Source organism: Pseudomonas sp. LARHCG127, assembly GCF_052871455.1.
Window position 1 is genome coordinate 21,865 of sequence record NZ_JBIXJT010000023.1, and the last position, 17,634, is coordinate 39,498.

Genomic DNA, 17,634 nt, shown 5'->3' on the forward strand with positions numbered 1-17,634 from the left:
ATTAATTTAAAAAGTGCTTGCCAGCTTAAAGAGTGCTCCGTAGAATGCGCGCCACACCGAAAGCGAAGGGTGATTAGCTCAGCTGGGAGAGCGTCTGCCTTACAAGCAGAATGTCGGCGGTTCGATCCCGTCATCACCCACCATTCGCTCAACGTGTTACGCGCAGCGGTAGTTCAGTCGGTTAGAATACCGGCCTGTCACGCCGGGGGTCGCGGGTTCGAGTCCCGTCCGCTGCGCCATATTCGGTAACCTGGAACACTGAACGCCAGGTCACCACGGAAAGCCCGCTCACGCGGGCTTTTTGCTGTTTGCAGTTCCCGCGGTGTGTGTTGCTCATGTTTTTTGCTAAATTTGCTAATTAAATCAGCACGTTACAAAAAACTGTGAGAGAATGCGCCCCGCATCGAAAGTGAAGGGTGATTAGCTCAGCTGGGAGAGCGTCTGCCTTACAAGCAGAATGTCGGCGGTTCGATCCCGTCATCACCCACCAAACTTTCAATGTTACGCGCAGCGGTAGTTCAGTCGGTTAGAATACCGGCCTGTCACGCCGGGGGTCGCGGGTTCGAGTCCCGTCCGCTGCGCCATATTCGGTTACCTGGAATGCTGAACGCCAGGTGGCTACTAGAAACGACGCTTTTCCTTTACGAGGGGAGAGCGTCGTTTTTTTTGTTCTCTTTTTTTGTGTGTGTTTCTGTTGCTGCAGTAACGGCGACTTAGGGTTCCGCCCTGGCGGCGGGTCACTTTGAAGAGCCCGGAAGCCGGCCCAGTCGAAAGTAACCAAAGCGCTCAAGCCCACCACGGTTTCATAGTCGATGAAGGTGCTGGATGGTCTGGCCTCATCGCGAGCAAGCTCGCTCCCACAGGTGATCTCGGGCGTCCATGAGTCTTGGGTTCATCGCAGACCCATTGTGGGAGCGAGCCTGCTCGCGATAGCGGAACGGATATACACCCAACCCCCCCCGTCTACTGCTCAGCATTCCGCCGATGCCGATAATCGCTGACCGCCTCATACACCGCCTTACGCAACCGATTAATCCCCCCGATCGGCCGATGCGCCTCAATCCCAAACCAAGGATTGAACGACTGATTATCACAAGCCAGATTCAACTTGGGCGTATCAAAATCCTGAGCCGGCACCTTAATGCGCGCCACGGTTTCGAATGGCGCATCACTTTCCTGCCATTCAATACTGGTGTCTTCGATCGGCATGTACTTGCTCGGATCCTGACGCTGGACCTGCAAGACAAAACACGCCGGCATCCGGTCTGTGGATAACTGCTGGTTCAGCGCGCTGCGCAAGAAATTCGGCAAATCCTGATTCTGCGGTGGCAGGGTATAGCTTGGACAGCTGTCCGGATCCGGCGCGACGCGAAACTTGGCGTTGGCCTCGCCAAACTTATAAGGCGATACCGAGAAATAAGTGGTCTGGGTCGGACTGGCCGGAGCCGGCGAGAGGGTCGCCAAAGCGATGAACAGATGCCGAATCTGCCAAGTGCGCGGGTCCAGGCTCGGAAAAAAAGCCATCGCCTTCTTCCCGTCAGCCTGAGCGGCCACATTCTGACGGTACTCGGCGACATCGCTGACAAAGAAGTTCGGATGATTGAACATTACGAAATCCTGCTCGCCGAATGATTGCCGGTCCGCCAGCAATTTCTTGCCGGGCACGTTCAGCAGTTTGATTGCCATCCCCCGGGCATCGCGCAGGCTGTCGAATTGCGGATAAGCGTTGCCGTTGGACAGGCGGATCGTGGCCTGCCAGGTCTTGCCCGGTTCGGCGAACACCCCCTGGCGCAACGGGCTAGGCAGGTCGCTCTGCACCTGGACCTCGGCCATGACGCAACCGTGCGCCTTGGCATGGGCATCACGCAGATAGCGTGTGCCTTCGCGGTGCTGATCGACGATGCGGATCGCAGTCTGGATGATGTCCTGGGTCATGGCGGTTTCGCCGGGTGCCACCTGTTCCTTGTCCGGGACAGGTCCCCTGTGTTGCCAGGCAAACCAGGCCGAGGACAGTGCCCAGCCGAGCAACCCGATGCCCAGCAGCCATAGGAGCGTCTTGCCCAAAAAGGCGCCGAGGCGCAGCCAGAGCGTGATCAACATGCCAACATCCTTTTACCGGTGGGGTTCATCATTACAGTTGCGACTCCAGTGGCCCGCCCAGCACTTTTAAATACTCCAGCAAGGCCCAGCGTTCCTGCGGTTGCAGCAGGCGGCCAATGACGCCGTTGCCGCGTTCGCCCGCGCGGAATTCATGGCCGCTGTTGTGATTGCCGGTAATCCGGGTATCGAAGTTAAAGCCGTTAGTGAAGGCTTCGGTGCGATAGCCCAAATGGCGTGGGTCGTATTCGAAGTTGCCTTTATAGAAGGTGGTCGCCCGCTCAGCCTGGGGGGACAACAGTTGATAAATCGTCGGCACCGAGCCGTTGTGCAGGAACGGTGGCGTGGCCCAGACACCCGCCAAAGGTCGGGCCTTGTAGGCGCGCAATTCACGGACGCCGATGGGCAGGCCGAAACCGTCCAGGGCCGGGCGTTCGGCGGGGGTGACCTCGGCGTCACGGTAAGCGCGGTTTTCGACGAAGGCAGTGACGTAGGCCAAGCCTTTGGCGACCGAGAGTTGGCTCAGGTCCAGCGGCTCCGTCGGGGTCGGGTGCAGTTGCACTTCCAGCTTCGCCAGCTCGGCCGGGTCCCACTGCAGGCTGGTCAGGTCGTAACGGTGATCAGCAATATTATTGGCAGTGCCCGGGTCGGTGCCGATCACTTTCACCGGCAGCATGTGCAACTGCTGTACCGGTCTGTCGGGCCCCTGGACCACTTTGGGCACATGGCAGCCGGCGCAGTTTTCGACGAACAGGGCCCGGCCCTTGGCGGCCAGCGGTTTATCGACCGCGCCCAGCAACGCTTCCGGCCACACGGGCGCCTTGAGCAGTTGCAGGGTCTCTTCGATCTTGTTCAAGTCCCGCACGCGCACGCTGGAGGGGTATCGCGCGTCGCCCTGCAGCGGTTTGCCCTGGGCGTCGAAAAAATTCAGTGTGGCGCCGACTCCCAGCGCTTCACCGACGTTTCGGGCCATCGGTTGCTGGGCCGATCCGTTCCACTGCACCCAGTCGAAGGTCCACATTTCCCACAACTGTGGGTAGTCCACCGGCGCGTTGGCGACCCGGTAGTTTTCCGCCGAGATGGCGTCGCCGAAGCTGGCGTTGGCGATACGGCCGAAGGCGTCGGTACGGCCAGGGCCTTCTTCGGTGGGGTAGAGGCCGCGATGGGTATCGTTCCAGGCCACCCGCAGGAAAGTATCCAGGGAGTCCTTGAACGCCTTGCGCAGGTCCTCGTGGCGGGCGTCGTAGTCCTTGCCCAGGACTTGGCGGGCGAAGCGTTCGAATTTCCAAGGGTTGTAGTACGTAGATGCCAGACTGGCGACTAATGCCTGTCCGAAACTGCCACCGCGTAGCGTAGGAACGCTGGAAGGCAGCACGTGCTGTGCCGAGCCGCCGTCGATTCGTATCGCCTGGCCCTTGAAGCGCAATTCGCCGGTGTGGCACGCAGCGCAGGTGATATCGAGGAATTGGTCGGCGCTGCCGGCGTTCTGGTGCCGGGTGAAACCCACCGGCAGATTGCCGGGATTCTCAGGCGTGGCTTTCTGGGCCGGATCGATCAGGAAGCCAAAGCGCGCCAAGTACTCCGGCGATGCGAAGCGTTGTTGCGAAAACGGCAGTTCGAGGGCCGTGAACCAGTCGTAGCGCAGGCCTTTGACCTGGGTGCCCTGGGGCGTGAAGTAATAGGTCTGGCGTTCGGCGGCGCTCCATTGATCCAGGTAATGCACCTGTTGGATGGGCTCATAGAACGGCAGCCGGGGATTGGCGACGTAATAAAGCACCACGGCCACGACGACGATCAGCAGCGCGAGGAGCAGCAAGAGAATGCGAGAGAGGAGGCGCACGGTAACGTCCTTGTTTTTTTTGATATGCCCTTATGCCTCAGCGCTGCGCGGCGGGCAAGTGGCCAGTAGCCCCGGCCTGTGGGGGAGCGGCGAGGTGTCCCTGTGCGTAACGGATGACAGATGCTTCATTTGCCTGGGATTAAAAAGCGTTTGCGGACCTGAACTTATCATCACTTTGCGGCTCACATGCCGGTAGCCATTGGTCGTGGCCGCCTGATAAGCTCGCGGCTTTACTCGATTGCCCTTTAGGCGCATGAACAAGGAAATAGCATGAAACAGCATCGGTTGGCGGCGGCGGTAGCCCTGGTTGGCCTGGTACTCGCGGGTTGCGACTCGCAGACCAGCGTAGAGCTGAAAACCCCGGCGCAGAAAGCTTCCTACGGTATCGGCCTGAACATGGGCAAAAGCCTGGCTCAGGAAGGTATGGATGACCTGGACTCCAAAGCGGTTGCCCAGGGCATCGAAGATGCCGTCGGCAAGAAAGAACAGAAGCTGAAAGACGAAGAACTGGTCGAAGCCTTTGCCGCGCTGCAAAAGCGTGCCGAAGAGCGCATGGCCAAGATGAGCGAAGAGTCGGCAGCCGCCGGCAAGAAATTCCTCGAAGAAAATGGCAAGAAAGCCGGTGTCACCACCACCGCTTCCGGCCTGCAGTACGAAGTGGTCAAGAAAGCCGATGGCGCGCAGCCTAAGCCGACCGACGTAGTGACCGTTCACTACACCGGCAAGCTGACCAATGGCACCGTGTTCGACAGCTCCGTCGAGCGTGGCAGCCCGATTGACCTGCCGGTCAGCGGCGTGATCCCAGGTTGGGTCGAAGGCCTGCAACTGATGCACGTCGGCGAGAAGTACAAGCTGTACATCCCGAGCGACCTGGCCTACGGCGCCCAGAGCCCGAGCCCGGCCATCCCGGCCAACTCGGTCCTGGTGTTCGACCTGGAGCTGCTGGCGATCAAGGATCCGGCAAAAGAAGACGCAGCCAAGTAACCGCGTCTGTTATAACGACAACGCCTCGCTTATGCGGGGCGTTGTTGCATCTGGGCGGCGGCAAGATGGCAAAAAAACGAACGCCCGGCGCACGCTATAGTCATAGGCATTACAGGCGCTGTGCTAGACGCAGTCGGCTGGTCAAGTCAATGAAATATTGGGTTTTTTTATGTGAGTAAAAAACGCCCGATCTAAGCCGGGCCCTTATGGAACGGGGGCTTCAGCGGTGAAATGCAGCTCTGTTCACAAGGTTATCCACAATTTGTGTGGATAACATTTCAGTGGGAGAAAAAATGAAGGCCCCGTGGAATTTTGCGCGATTTCTGCCCTTGGCAGGCCGCCTGTTGGCCCGCGGTCGATTGCCGACATTGCTCTTCGCCGTCGCCAGCAAAGGTGCCCGAGAGGGTGGGCGGCTGGGCAAGCTCAAGGAGGACCTGCGCCTGTTGCAGGCCTTGTGCCTGGCCTACTGGCGCGGCGAATACCGCGCGGTCAGCGCCAAGTCGATGCTGTCGATAGTGGCGGGGCTCATGTACTTCCTCAGCCCCTTGGACGCCATTCCAGACCTCTTGCCAATGTTTGGCATGTTCGATGACATCGCGGTGCTGGCCTGGATCATGAAAACCCTCGACGTTGAGCTCGAGGCATTCCGCGCCTGGCGTTATCGACAGTCACCCGAGACGCTGGCCAAAGTCGAAAGGCTTCCCGACACTCCGGAACAACTCCAGCTCCAAGGTCAGAAAAAGCCCTGATCCCCTGAGAATGCATCACCCCGCGACCTTAGCCGGCATTTAGGATTACACTTCCAAGGAAAAAGGCTGACTCGCTAAGTGTTGTTGTCCTACGGGGTAGACATGGATATTCAAATAATCACACGTGACGGAGAGCCCGAGTACGCGGTTTTGCCGTGGGACCAGTACCAAGCGTTGTTGAAAGCAGCAGGTGTCAATCAAGCTCCGCCGCGCGAAGCGACAGTCCGGCACGCGGCGGCACCCGACCAGGTTCTCCCTGGCCTGGATCAGTTACGCAGTTTGCGCGAAGGAAAGGGCATCGCCATTGAGGCGTTGGCTCGCACGGTAGGTATCAGCCCGTCTTATCTGGCCTTGATCGAGAGCGGCGAGCGACAGCCCGATGCCGCGATTCGGCGCAGTCTGGCCTGGGAGTTGACGGTGCCGGGTTGGAGGGAAGAATCGTGAGCGTACGCATCAGTCGGCAGCATTGGGATGGGTTGTTAGGTGAATTGGACCAGGCGCGGCGCCAGCGCCATTTATTGACTTACCGCGCCTTGCTGGAGCGCTTGCAACTCCCCAGCCCGGCCATGCAGACCTTGACCGCGGCCCTTGAGCATTTGGCGGCGCTGGACGCCCGGGCAGAACAGCCACTGCGCAGTTCCCTGGTGATCAGCCAGGGCGCGAGCCGGTTGCCGCGTACGGGGTTCTTCGAGTGCGTAGAACGCCTGGGCCGCTTTTCCGGGCCTTCCGATGGGGTGGCCGCCGCTTCCTGGCACGCTTCGGAAGTGGTCCGGGTGTTTGAATACGAATACCCCGAGTCGGCGGAGGCCTGAGTGCTCTGGCGACTCAAGGCGCGGCTTGGTTATTGGCTGGCGCGTCGGTTGTTTCACTGGCCCTGGTTCGTCCGCCAGGCACGTGGCTGGGCCTGGCTCGAGGGCCAGTTCTCGCGCATGGCCAACCTGGGCGATGTCGGTGCGCAAAGTTTCTACGGGCACATCCTCACCTTTCGCGGCCAAGGGTTGGGCGCCCGTGAAGAAGGGGTTCGCCTGCTGCGCCTGGCGGCACTGGCCGGTGATGGCAAGGCCGCCTACCAAGTCGGCGTGATCAGCCTGGCCGGTACCACCAACAAGGCGCCGGACCCGCTCGAAGCGGCACGCTGGTGGACCTTGGCGGCGAAAGCCGGGCATCCGTTGGCCGAGATCAAGCTCAAGGCCCTCGAAGCCCGCGACCCTTAGCGTTATCCACAGGCTATTCGTGGTGCAGTCGGGCGAATTTAGCGAATCGCCCTACATCCTTTGTCCCGTTCCCCTGACTTAATTCCTCCGCCATCCCCGGCACAGTCTCGCGCTCCTTGAGTGCTGCGAGACATTGCCCATGTTCGACCGTTTTTTCCTGCCGGCCCTTGAGCGAGCCCTGTCCTGATGGAGCAGGTTAGCCGTATCGAGCAGGAACTCGACAGCTTCAAAGACACCTTGTCGGTCTACCGCGAGCAGCTTGAGCGCTGGTACAGCCGGGCGGCGGACCGGGCCAGCCACGCGGCCGACTTGCCCTCGCTGATGGGCATGGAACGGCTGATCCGCTTCGGCGACAGCACCACTGCCGTCGGCACCCGTGACGATGATTTTCTCTCCACGGTCGTCCAGTGCCCCCAGGGCGGCGTGATGACGATCGAGAGCAAGTTCGAGTCGGTGTACGACATCCCCTTGGGCGACATCGTGGTGGATGTGGTGGCGGTGGAGGGCGGCGAGGTTACGCCGGTCACTCTGGACGCCCAGGGCCTGGGGACCTTCACAGGGGAGGCGGGCCAGTCCTATCGGGTTCACGTTCAGGGCGAGGTGTCTGCCAAGCAAATAGAGAACTTGTTTTCTTCCTACGATGGCTTGGCCGGTGATCTGACGGACTGGCTACGCGGCGAGTGGCAAGGTTTCAAGCCGCGATGGGCGCAGCAGTCCTTGGCGACGTCGGCGGCTGCGGTGGGGAACGGGTTGCTCGCTGGCAGTTGGGCAGCGATTGAAAGTGTGTGGGACAGCATCAGCTTGCTCTCGGACATCCTCAAGGATCCCGGTCAGTTTGTTGATCGGTTGGGCGAAAGCGCTGATCAGTTGAAAAAACTGGCTCAGGACACGCCGCAAGTGATGGCCAGGCTGCAGCTGCTGACCAGCGACGAAGCGGCACTGTGCCTGTTGGTGCGCACCGCCAGTCTCTGGCTGGACATGCTGCCGCCCAGTGAGATTGCTGGTGACACGGCCGAAGCCTTGTCGAGGGTGACGGTGCAGTTGTTGATCGATCTGTTGATCGGTGTCGTCCTGACCTTCACCGGGGCGGGGGCCGGTATCGCTTATCTGTCGATGCGCCTGGGGAATGTAGGTGTGCACCTGCTGGGTGCCCTGCAACGTTTCATCCGTGCGATCTTCGCGATGGTCAACGGCTTCATGACCTACGTGGACCGCTACAAAACCGTGGCGGCACGCGGCATCGCGGCGGGAATAAAAAAAGGTCGGATGCAACTGCGCTGGGATGCGCAGCGCCATACCACGCTGAAAAAACACGAACATCACGACGACGCCCCCGCCCAATCGAAAAACCCCAACGGCGACAGCGCCGACACCGCCGCCCAGACCCAGACCAGCGGCTGCCCGGTGTCGATGGTCACCGGTGAAGAGCTGCTGACCCTCGACGATGGCACCCTCGACGGCCGTTTGCCGTTCGTTTTTACCCGTTTGTACCGCACCAGCGCCGCCGACCTGGACGTCGGCCTCGGACGCGGCTGGCGCCATGCCCTGGCCCATCGCCTGGAACTCGACGGCGAACAGGTCACCTGGGTCGACCAGGAAAACCGTCGCACGCTCTTTCCATTGCCCACCACCCAGCGCCCGGCGATCCACAACAGCCTGGCCCGGGCGGCGATCTACCTAGGCAGCGAGCCGGATGAACTGATCGTCGCCCAACCCGGCGAAAACGCCCCGTTCCTGCACTTTCGCGACGGCCACCTGATCGCCCTCAGCGACCGCTACGACAACCGCCTGACCCTCCAGCGCAACATCCACGGCGACATTTGCCGCCTGGACAACGGCGCCGGGCGTTCCCTGCGCCTGCGCTACGAACAGCGCCACCTGATCGCCGTCGACTACCAGAGCTTCCACCCGGCCATCACCCTCGACGAAGCCTGGCGGACCGAGCAGACGCTGGTGTCCTACCGCTACGACGGACGTTTCCGACTGATCGAAGCGACCAATGCCGCCGGAGAAAGCGAACGCTACGACTACGACGACCAGCACGTCATCCTCCAGCGGCAATTGGCCGGCGGGGCGAGTTTTTATTGGGAGTGGCAAGGCGTCGGGCCGGCGTCCCGTTGCGTACGGCATTGGGCCTCGTTTGCGCAGATGGACAGCCGCTACACCTGGGGCGAGGACGGCAGCGTCACGGTCCGGCACCTGGATGGCAGCCAGGAGGTGTATGTCCACGACGACCGGGCGCGGCTGGTGCGCAAGGTCGAGCCCGACGGCGGCGAACACCTCAAGGCCTATGACGAACAGGGCCGGTTGATCGCCGAACAGGACCCGCTGGGGGCGGTCCGTGAATACCGCTACGACGACGTCGGACGGCTGCTGGCGCTGATTCCTCCAGATGAAGCGCCGACGTCCTACGAATACCGCAACGGTTTCCTGCACACCCGTTCCCGTGGCAAGGCGGTGTGGACCTACCGGCGCAATGACCACGGTGATGTGATTGCCAGCATCGACCCGGACGGCCAGCGTACGGAATATGCCTACGACGCCCATGGGCAACTGCTGGCGAAGTATGACCCGGACGGCGGCGAACATCGCTTCACCTGGAGTCGCCTGGGCCAACTGACTGAAGAAATCCTGCCCGACGGCGGTCACCGGCATTTTTCCTACGATGCCCTGGGACGTTTGCTCAGCCGCCGGGACGAACACGGCGCCCTCACGCACTACCAATGGGACGCCGTCGGCCGACTGCTGCAAGTGACCCTGCCCACCGGCGCCATCCGGGCCTGGAGCTACAACGCCTACGGCAAGGTCATCGCCGAACGCGACGAGCAGGGCCGGACCACCCGCTACGAATACGCCGATGACCTGCACCTGGTCAGTCGTCGCCTGAACCCCGACGGCAGCGAGCTGAAGTATCGCTACGACTCGGCGCGGCTGTTGCTGACCGAGATCGAGAACGAATCCGGCGAACAATATCAGCTGGACTACACGCCCAACGGCTTGATCCGACAGCAAGTCGGCTTCGACGGGCAACGCACCGCCTACGCCTACGACCTCAACGGTCACCTGCTGGAGAAAACCGAGCACGGCGAGGACGGCTCGCAATGGGTCACCCGCTACCAGCGCGACGCGGCCGGGCGGCTGCAACTCAAGACCTTGCCCGACGGCCAGGCCATCGAATACCGCTACGACGAACTGGGCCGGCTGGTCTACGTCGACGACGGCAGCGACCATCCGCTGGCCTTCGAATACGACGCCCAGGACCGCCTGATCAGCGAACATCAGGGCTGGGGCACCCTGCGTTATCGCTACGATGCCTGCGGGCGCCTCAACCACCTGCGCCTGCCGGACGACAGCCAACTCGACTACCACCACGCCCCAGGCGGTGTACTGACCGCCATCGACCTCAACGGCGCGCGCCTGACCGAACACCGCTTTGACGGCAACCGCGAACGACAACGCCAGCAAGGCCAGTTGCTCAGTGACTACAGGTACGACGAACAGGGCCGCCTCAAGGCCCAGACCGTGTGGCAGAACCCACAGCAGCAACTGCTCTGGCGCGACTATACCTACAGCCCCAAGGGCAACCTGCAAACCCTTTCCGACCACCGAAGCCGCCGCAGCTACCAGTACGATTCTCTAGATCGCCTGACCCGCATCGACTTTTCCCACAGCGAACCGCCGGAACACTTCAGCCACGACCCGGCCGGCAACCTGCTGATGCAGGACCGCCCCGGCCCGACCACCCTCAAGGGCAACCGCCTGCTGAAGGAGGGCGACCGCCACTACGACTACGACGCCTTCGGCAACCTGATCCGCGAACGCCGCGGCGAGTCCCTGGTCAGCGCCTACCGCTACGACAGCCAACACCGCCTGGTCGGCATCACCACGGCCGACGGCTGCGAAACCTCCTACCGCTACGACGCCTTCGGCCGACGCATCAGCAAGACCGTGGACGGCCTGACCACGGAATTTTTCTGGCAGGGCGACCAGCTCGTCGCCGAAAACAGCCCGCGCCACCACCGCAGCTACGTCTATGAACCCGGCACCTTCCGTCCACTGGCGATGCTCGACGGTGAAGGCCCGGAAAAAGCCGCGCCGTTCTACTACCACCTCGACCACCTGGGCACGCCCCAGGAACTGACTAACCCCGCCGGCCAGATCGTCTGGTCGGCGCGCTACAACGGCTACGGCAAAGTCACCGCACTCACGCACGGTGACGGTGAACAGCTTGAGCAACCGCTGCGCTTCCAAGGCCAATACTTCGACCCCGAAAGCGGCCTGCACTACAACCGGCACCGCTACTACAATCCCGAGACTGGCCGCTATTTGACGCCTGATCCGAGCAAGTTGGTGGGTGGGCTCAATGGGTACCGGTACACCCTGAACCCGACGGGGTGGGTGGATCCGTTGGGGTTGGTGGATTGTCCGGGGAAGGGTGGGTGTAGGCCGGCGGTTGGGGATCAGGATCCGGCGGCGAAGGTTGGGGTGGATGAGGGTGAGCCGGCGCTGCCCAAGCCGACTGCCGCTGAGTTGGCCGAAAAAGAAGTCAGGCGTCTAGATCGGGAGCAAGGCATGCATATGGTTGGTAAGCATAGCCTTGCGGTTCCAGACCAAGTGTGGAAGCAGCGAGCCATTGATGGTACAGATCCCTTAACTGGTAGAACCCCTTCGCATAGGAAGGGGAATCCAAGTTCAAGGTTTAATAGTTGGGAGTTACAGCTAAAGGCCTATGAGTTAGCAATTGCAAAAAAAAATAGCGGGCATGAACTGCTGGTAGACAAAAGCGGAAGCAAATATCTACGGGCAGATCTACCGGGTGCGGGGAAAGGATACATTCCAAACTCCAAGGATCCAACCAATCCAAAACTGGTTGACATGAACCGTATAGAAATGAAATTTGATCGGGATACCGAAATTCCATTTACACTGTATCCAATAAAATAGGAAGTAATAAAGTGATCGATCCAAGCACCGGCCAGCCATATATACCCACGCCTGCGTATTTTTTGGGTTGTTTTGATATATATGATCGAGAAGAAACGCTAGGGGAAGAGCTTGAAAAATATGACCCCAACAGCCCAGCGGATCGAGAGATATTAATCTTAAACTACTCGCTGTCTAAAAAATGGAAAATAACGTACAGGCAAAAATTTGCATTGTATAAAAGTTTAGAAGAAGCGTTGCAAGACAGCGATTATGATTTTCAGACTTTACTAGAACATGATTGTCAGGAGTGCTCATCGCTACCCGACGGGTGGGACACAATGAACGACCCAAGAATTTTTTTTGAAGATATATACAGACTGGCAAGTGAGCTATGGGCGGATGATCTTCGCAAAGCTGAATCTGAGGACAGATCTACTTGGGATTATATATAGCAGAATTGCCGATAAGGGGATTTGTCTCAAAGGTGGAGATATGATCGTTCCTACTGCACCACCAAACCGCTTTTGTGGCGAGGGAGCTTGCTCCCGCTGGGCTGCGCAGCAGCCCCCTCTTCTGACCGACGCCTCGGTGTGTCTGACTGACCGAGTGGGTTGTTTTTAGGGCTGCTTCGCAGCCCAGCGGGAGCAAGCTCCCTCGCCACAGGGTTAGCGCCAGGCGTTCGGGCCAATGCGGGACTCACTTACACCGACAACCCCAACTCCACCACAACCTCCCGCTCAGCCAAACCCTCCACCAAATACACACTCCCTCCCAAAATCTCCTTGGCATGGTGCTTGGCCTGCGAAGCCAATTCCGCCAACTGGCTGGCATCCAACTCCCCACAAGCCTCGGCACGCAAGTGCACCACGCCAATCGACAATGACAACAACGCGAACTCCTGCCTAATCCCCTGCCGATTCAACGCCGTAAAGCATCCCGCCTCCAAATGCTCGGGGCGGTAGAAGCGGCGGCAGTGGGTCTGGAAGTCGCTGAGCAACTGGTCCAGACGCTTGCGCCAGTCGTCCGGGCCGAGGACCAGCAGGAAGTCGTCGCCGCCGATGTGGCCGACGAAGTCGCGGCTGGGGTCGATGCGTTCGTTCAGGCATTGGGCCAGGCACAGCAGGACTTCGTCGCCTCGACCGTAGCCGTAGATGTCATTGAAGGGCTTGAAGCTGTCGATGTCGACGTAGCAGATCACCGATTCCTGCCGTTGTTGCAGCAGGCGCGTGAGGCATTGCTGGATCGGCACATTGCCCGGCAGCAGGGTCAGCGGGTTGGCGTAGCGGGCTTGTTGGATTTTCAGTTCGGTGATGAGCTTGAGCACGTCGATCACCCGGCCCAGGCCCAGGTAGCCGCCGTTGAGGGTGATGATGAAATCTTCTTCGATGCGTTGCCGGGCGCGGCTGGTGATCAGGCGGCTGACTTGTTGCAGCGACTGGTTCAACTCCACCGCCAGGAAGTCATCGCTCATCAGCCGACTGATGGGCTTGCGGGCGAACAGGTCGGTGGCAAAGGGCTTGAGCAAGGCGTCCGAGAGTGAATGGCGATGGACGATGCCACAGGGCTGATTCTGATTGTCCAGCACCGCCAGGGAGTTGAGATTGGCCTGGCGCCGGAACGCTTCCAGCACGGAGGCTGTCGGCGTGTCGTGAGCCACCGCCGGTTGTTCGTTGAGCAGCGCACCGAGGTCGTTGACCTCATCATTCATTGCCACCACGCCGCTGTCCTGCCGGGGCATCAGCGCCCTGGCATCGCGGGACGGTTGTTCCTGGGGCCGGGCCAGCAGATAGCCCTGGACCAGATCGACGCCCATTTCGATCAGCACCGCCAGTTCTTCCGGTAGTTCGATGCCCTCGGCAATCACCTGGGCGCGGGAAGCCCGGGCAATTTTCAGGATCGAGCCGACGAACTCGCGCTTGAGGGCGTCCTGATGAATGCCATCGATGAAGTGCCGGTCGATCTTCACATAGTCGGGTCGCAATTCGGACCACAGCCGCAGGCTCGAATAACCGGCACCGAGGTCGTCCAAGGCAATCGAGAAACCCATCGCCCGGTAATGATGCAGGGCGGTTTGCAAGAGCTGGAAGTCATCGATGGGGGTCTGTTCGGTCAGTTCGATCACCACCTGGCTAGGGGCAATGCCGAAGTCTTGCAGCAATTGCAGCGTGCGTCCTGTCTGGTGCGCGGATTCCAGCAAGGACTCGGGCGAAACGTTGAGAAACAGCTTGCCCGGCAGCTTTTGCTCATTGAAGCGTTGGCAGGCGCTGCGGCGGCAGGCCAGTTCTAGTTCACTGAGGCGTCCAGCCTGACGGGCCACCGAGAGCAGCGCGATGGGCGAGTGCAGCGGGCTGTTGGAAGGGCCTCGGGTCAAGGCTTCATAGCCCACGATGCGCCGTTCGGAAAGGCAGATGATCGGTTGGAACAGACTGTGCAAACCGCTTTGAGCCAGGATCGAACTCAAGGCACCCAGCTGTTCTGTCGTGGTCATGGCAATCTCTGGCGATAAAAAAAGGACCGGGTGCGGGGCACCCAGTCCTGTATTTCACGACAGACTGATGTCAGTTTGATGACACTCCGACGAGCATCACCATTAAATGGCCATCATCTTAGTGCTTGGCGATGGCCGTGTTGAGTTTCAGGTAATCCAGCAGGATCCGCCCGGTCTCGCTCAGGTAGGCGTCGTCTTCCGGCTTGGTTTTCTCCGGCTCGGTGATCAGGTCTTCGTCTTCTTTCTTCAGCTCTTTGAGCGGTTCTTCGCCCTTGGCCTTGCGACGCAGGTTTTCCATGGCCAGTTGCTTGGCCTCGATGTCGGCATGCTGCGCCCGACGGTCGGCTTCGTTGAGGGTGACGGTTTTTTCCATCATCAACTTCTGCGCCAGGGCCAGCTTGTCGCGGATAAACACGAACTCCGCGTCCTGGGACGAGCGCGCGTCATGGTCGGACTTGAGTTGGGCCAGGTACGGCTTGAACGGGTCCACGGCCGGTTTGATCGCTGGCCGGATGGTGTCCCATGGCATGGCTTCGGGCAGGGCGCTTTCACCGATTTCCTTGGTGTCGATGATCGACGGGTAATCGATGTCAGGCAGCACGCCTTGGTGCTGGGTGCTCTGGCCGGACACCCGGTAGAACTTCGCCAGGGTCAGCTTCAGTTCGCCGTGGTTGAGCGGCTGGATGGTCTGCACGGTGCCTTTGCCGAAGGTCTGGCCACCGATGATCAACGCACGGTGATAGTCCTGCATGGCGCCGGCGAAAATCTCCGAGGCCGACGCCGACAGGCGGTTGACCAGCAAGGCCATCGGCCCCTTGTAGAACGCGCCCGGATTTTCGTCTTCCAGCACATCCACTCGGCCATCGGCGTTGCGCACGAGCACGGTCGGGCCCTTGTCGATGAACAGGCTGGTCAACTCGGTGGCTTCCTGCAGGGAGCCGCCGCCGTTGTTGCGCAGGTCGATGACGACACCGTCGACGTTTTCCTTTTGCAGTTCGGTCAGCAGCTTCTTGACGTCGCGAGTCGTGCTCTTGTAGTCCGGATCGCCAGCGCGGAACGCCTTGAAGTTCAGGTAGAAGGTCGGGATCTCGATGATGCCGATCTTGTAGTCCTTGCCATCCTGCTTGAGGTTGAGGACCGATTTCTTCGCTGCCTGGTCATCCAGATTCACCGCTTCACGGGTGATGGACACGATCTTGCTGGTCTGGTCGTTCGGCGCATTGCTGGCCGGAATGACCTCCAGGCGCACCACCGAGCCTTTCGGGCCGCGGATCAGCTTGACCACTTCCTCCAGGCGCCAGCCGACCACATCGACCATTTCCTTGTTGCCCTGGGCGACGCCGATGATCTTGTCCGCCGGGCTGACCTGCTTGGTCTTGTCGGCAGGCCCGGCCGGTACCAGGCGCACGATCTTCACTTGATCGTTATCGCTCTGCAGCACCGCGCCGATGCCTTCCAGGGACAGGCTCATGTTGATGTCGAAGTTTTCCGCGTTATCCGGCGACAGGTAATTGGTGTGCGGGTCGTAGGACATGGCGAAGGTATTGATGTACGCCTGGAAAATATCCTCGGCGCGGGTCTGGTCCAGGCGCGCCAACTGGTTCTTGTAGCGCTTGGTCAGGGTTTCCTGGATCTGCTTGGAATCCTTGCCGGCGATCTTCATGCGCAGCACTTCGTCCTTGACGCGCTTGCGCCACAGGTCATCGAGTTCGGCCGTGCTTTTGAGCCAAGGGGCGTCCTTGCGGTCGACTTGCAAGGTTTCCTTGGCATTGAAGTCGATTTTGTCGACGCCTTTGTTCAGTTCGGCCAGGGTGTAGTCCAGGCGCGCCTTCACGCGGTCCAGGTAACGTTTGTAGATGGTGAACCCGGCGTTCAGGTCGCCGCTCTTGAGGAAATCGTCGAACTGGGTTTTCCACTTGTCGAATTCGGCGATGTCACTGGCCAGGAAGTAACTGCGCGATGGATCGAGCAGCTTCAAGTAGCTGTCGTAGATGATGACCGAGCGCGCGTCATCGAGCGGTGGCTTGCTGTAGTGATGGCGCTTGAGCAATTCGACGACGTTAAGGCTGGCAATCACTTCGTCGCGATCGGGCTGAAGCTTGTCCCAGCTGTTGGCCGCGAACGTATCGTTCGACAACGGTAACAGGCCGAGGCCAATGACGAGCGCGAGGGCGGTGCTGGGGAACAGGTGCTTCATGCTGATTCGACGCAGGGACAATTGATAACGCATATTAGGCCGTCTTTGAAGTCGCCGGTTCCATGTGGCCCGGGCGCATAATGCAAGAAAGCCCGGCGTTGAAGCAGCGGGCCCAGTCGAGACTCACTATGGAGGCACCGTGAAAGCATTGCAAGGCGTTGAAGGCCAAGTGGTATGGGCTGATGAGCCAAGTCCGGCATGTGATGTCGGGCAAGTTCGCATCCGTGTGGCGGCCGCCGGCCTGAATCGGGCCGATTTGTTGCAAAAAGCCGGGCTTTACCCGCCGCCACCCGGCGCCAGCCAAGTGTTGGGGCTGGAATGTTCGGGGGTGATCAGCGAGGTGGGGCCGGGCTCGTCCTGGCAGGTGGGCGACCGCGTTTGCGCGTTGCTGGCCGGCGGCGGGATGGCCGAAGAGGTGGTGGTCGATGGCCGGCATGTGCTGCCGGTGCCGGAGGGCTTGTCACTGGCTGAAGCGGCCGCGCTGCCTGAGGTCTACAGCACCGCGTGGCTGAATCTGTTCCAGTTGGCGGCGCTCAAACCGGGCGAGAAAGTGCTGCTGCACGCCGGCGCCAGCGGTGTCGGTTCGGCCGCGATCCAGTTGTGCAAGGCCTTTGGCAACCCGTGCTGGGTCAGTGTCGGTTCGGCCGAACGGCTGGCCTATTGCGAGGCCCTGGGTGCCCAAGGCGGTGTAATCCGCACCGATGGCCTGGAGAGCCTGAACGACCTTGGCCCCTTCGACGTGATCCTCGATCCGGTGGGCGGCAGCTACGCCAAACTCAACGTGAAACTTTTGTCAGTTGACGGCCGCTGGGTGTTGATCGGCCTGATGGGCGGGCGCACGACCGAACTCGATCTGGCACAGGTATTGGGCAAGCGTATCCAACTGCTCGGCTCGACCTTGCGCAGTCGCGACGAGCAGTTCAAGGCCGACCTGATCAGCGAACTGTGGCAACAAGTGTGGCCGCTGTTTGCCGACAAACGCCTGAGCCCGCAACTGGCCCGGACCTTCGCGATCAAGGATGCTGAAGCGGCGTTTGCCGAGCTGGCGACCAACCAGGTGTCCGGGAAGTTGGTGCTGCTGATCGATGAAAGCCTGAGCTGATACAGATCCTGTGGGAGCGAGCTTGCTCGCGATAGCG

At 60.5% G+C, this 17,634-nt stretch carries 12 protein-coding genes and 4 tRNA genes; 12 read left to right on the forward strand and 4 right to left on the reverse strand.

Annotated features, from left to right (window positions below; all coding sequences use genetic code 11):
* Nucleotides 1–67: 67 nt before the first annotated feature.
* The 4 genes from ACIPQ1_RS26880 (at nucleotide 68) to ACIPQ1_RS26895 (ending at nucleotide 584) form a co-directional block, all read left to right on the forward strand.
* Nucleotides 68–143: transfer RNA gene (locus tag ACIPQ1_RS26880), tRNA-Val, on the forward strand.
* A gap of 19 nt (nucleotides 144–162) precedes the next feature.
* Nucleotides 163–239, forward strand: a tRNA-Asp gene (locus ACIPQ1_RS26885).
* 175 nt (nucleotides 240–414) lie between these two features.
* Nucleotides 415–490, forward strand: a tRNA-Val gene (locus ACIPQ1_RS26890).
* A 17-nt stretch (nucleotides 491–507) separates the two neighbouring features.
* Nucleotides 508–584: transfer RNA gene (locus ACIPQ1_RS26895), tRNA-Asp, on the forward strand.
* 379 nt (nucleotides 585–963) lie between these two features.
* Here the strand turns inward: ACIPQ1_RS26895 and ACIPQ1_RS26900 are convergent.
* Together ACIPQ1_RS26900 and ACIPQ1_RS26905 are read right to left on the reverse strand one after the other, a co-directional pair.
* A complete protein-coding gene (locus ACIPQ1_RS26900) occupies nucleotides 964–2,100 on the reverse strand; it encodes a catalase family protein (protein ID WP_446535070.1) in 1,137 nt (378 codons plus the stop codon).
* 31 nt (nucleotides 2,101–2,131) lie between these two features.
* Nucleotides 2,132–3,937 carry a di-heme-cytochrome C peroxidase gene (locus ACIPQ1_RS26905; protein ID WP_446535071.1) on the reverse strand — a complete coding sequence of 602 codons (1,806 nt, stop codon included), beginning with the start codon at nucleotides 3,935–3,937 and terminating at the stop codon, nucleotides 2,132–2,134.
* Nucleotides 3,938–4,207: 270 nt separating this feature from the next.
* Here ACIPQ1_RS26905 and ACIPQ1_RS26910 point away from each other — a divergent pair, with 270 nt between their 5' ends.
* From ACIPQ1_RS26910 to ACIPQ1_RS26940, 7 genes are all read left to right on the forward strand, one after another.
* Nucleotides 4,208–4,921, forward strand: a complete 714-nt coding sequence (locus ACIPQ1_RS26910; protein ID WP_030142016.1) for an FKBP-type peptidyl-prolyl cis-trans isomerase — start codon at nucleotides 4,208–4,210, stop codon at nucleotides 4,919–4,921.
* 293 nt (nucleotides 4,922–5,214) lie between these two features.
* Nucleotides 5,215–5,670, forward strand: a complete 456-nt coding sequence (locus ACIPQ1_RS26915) for a YkvA family protein (protein ID WP_186709871.1) — start codon at nucleotides 5,215–5,217, stop codon at nucleotides 5,668–5,670.
* Nucleotides 5,671–5,772: 102 nt separating this feature from the next.
* Nucleotides 5,773–6,114: a helix-turn-helix domain-containing protein gene (locus ACIPQ1_RS26920; protein ID WP_186709869.1), complete on the forward strand. Its 342-nt coding sequence runs from the start codon at nucleotides 5,773–5,775 to the stop codon at nucleotides 6,112–6,114.
* Nucleotides 6,111–6,482: a hypothetical protein gene (locus tag ACIPQ1_RS26925; RefSeq protein ID WP_003179080.1), complete on the forward strand. Its 372-nt coding sequence runs from the start codon at nucleotides 6,111–6,113 to the stop codon at nucleotides 6,480–6,482. The genes ACIPQ1_RS26920 and ACIPQ1_RS26925 overlap by 4 nt, the downstream gene beginning before the upstream one ends.
* Entirely contained in the window at nucleotides 6,483–6,884 is a 402-nt protein-coding gene (locus ACIPQ1_RS26930) for a sel1 repeat family protein (RefSeq protein ID WP_446535072.1), read from the forward strand.
* Between the two features lie 186 nt (nucleotides 6,885–7,070).
* Complete coding sequence (locus ACIPQ1_RS26935) at nucleotides 7,071–11,828, forward strand: RHS repeat-associated core domain-containing protein (protein ID WP_446535073.1); 4,758 nt, start codon at nucleotides 7,071–7,073, stop codon at nucleotides 11,826–11,828.
* A gap of 11 nt (nucleotides 11,829–11,839) precedes the next feature.
* On the forward strand, nucleotides 11,840–12,262 hold the full coding sequence (locus ACIPQ1_RS26940) for a hypothetical protein (RefSeq protein ID WP_250964661.1): 423 nt from the start codon (nucleotides 11,840–11,842) through the stop codon (nucleotides 12,260–12,262).
* Nucleotides 12,263–12,510: 248 nt separating this feature from the next.
* On the opposite strand, the gene ACIPQ1_RS26945 is transcribed toward ACIPQ1_RS26940, so the two are convergent.
* Both ACIPQ1_RS26945 and ACIPQ1_RS26950 read right to left on the reverse strand, forming a co-directional pair.
* On the reverse strand, nucleotides 12,511–14,298 hold the full coding sequence (locus ACIPQ1_RS26945) for a bifunctional diguanylate cyclase/phosphodiesterase (RefSeq protein WP_446535074.1): 1,788 nt from the start codon (nucleotides 14,296–14,298) through the stop codon (nucleotides 12,511–12,513).
* Between the two features lie 118 nt (nucleotides 14,299–14,416).
* Nucleotides 14,417–16,495: a carboxy terminal-processing peptidase gene (locus ACIPQ1_RS26950; protein WP_446535078.1), complete on the reverse strand. Its 2,079-nt coding sequence runs from the start codon at nucleotides 16,493–16,495 to the stop codon at nucleotides 14,417–14,419.
* 139 nt (nucleotides 16,496–16,634) lie between these two features.
* Here ACIPQ1_RS26950 and ACIPQ1_RS26955 point away from each other — a divergent pair, with 139 nt between their 5' ends.
* Nucleotides 16,635–17,597, forward strand: a complete 963-nt coding sequence (locus ACIPQ1_RS26955) for an NAD(P)H-quinone oxidoreductase (RefSeq protein WP_250964663.1) — start codon at nucleotides 16,635–16,637, stop codon at nucleotides 17,595–17,597.
* The last annotated feature ends 37 nt before the right edge of the window (nucleotides 17,598–17,634 follow it).

Bases quoted from the DNA above. Each gene is read 5' to 3' on its own strand.
- ACIPQ1_RS26900 (WP_446535070.1), bottom strand. From the start codon at position 2,100: ATGTTGATCACGCTCTGGCTGCGCCTCGGCGCCTTTTTGGGCAAGACG.
- ACIPQ1_RS26910 (WP_030142016.1), top strand. From the start codon at position 4,208: ATGAAACAGCATCGGTTGGCGGCGGCGGTAGCCCTGGTTGGCCTGGTA.
- ACIPQ1_RS26915 (WP_186709871.1), top strand. From the start codon at position 5,215: ATGAAGGCCCCGTGGAATTTTGCGCGATTTCTGCCCTTGGCAGGCCGC.
- ACIPQ1_RS26920 (WP_186709869.1), top strand. From the start codon at position 5,773: ATGGATATTCAAATAATCACACGTGACGGAGAGCCCGAGTACGCGGTT.
- ACIPQ1_RS26935 (WP_446535073.1), top strand. From the start codon at position 7,071: ATGGAGCAGGTTAGCCGTATCGAGCAGGAACTCGACAGCTTCAAAGAC.
- ACIPQ1_RS26945 (WP_446535074.1), bottom strand. From the start codon at position 14,298: ATGACCACGACAGAACAGCTGGGTGCCTTGAGTTCGATCCTGGCTCAA.
- ACIPQ1_RS26950 (WP_446535078.1), bottom strand. From the start codon at position 16,495: ATGAAGCACCTGTTCCCCAGCACCGCCCTCGCGCTCGTCATTGGCCTC.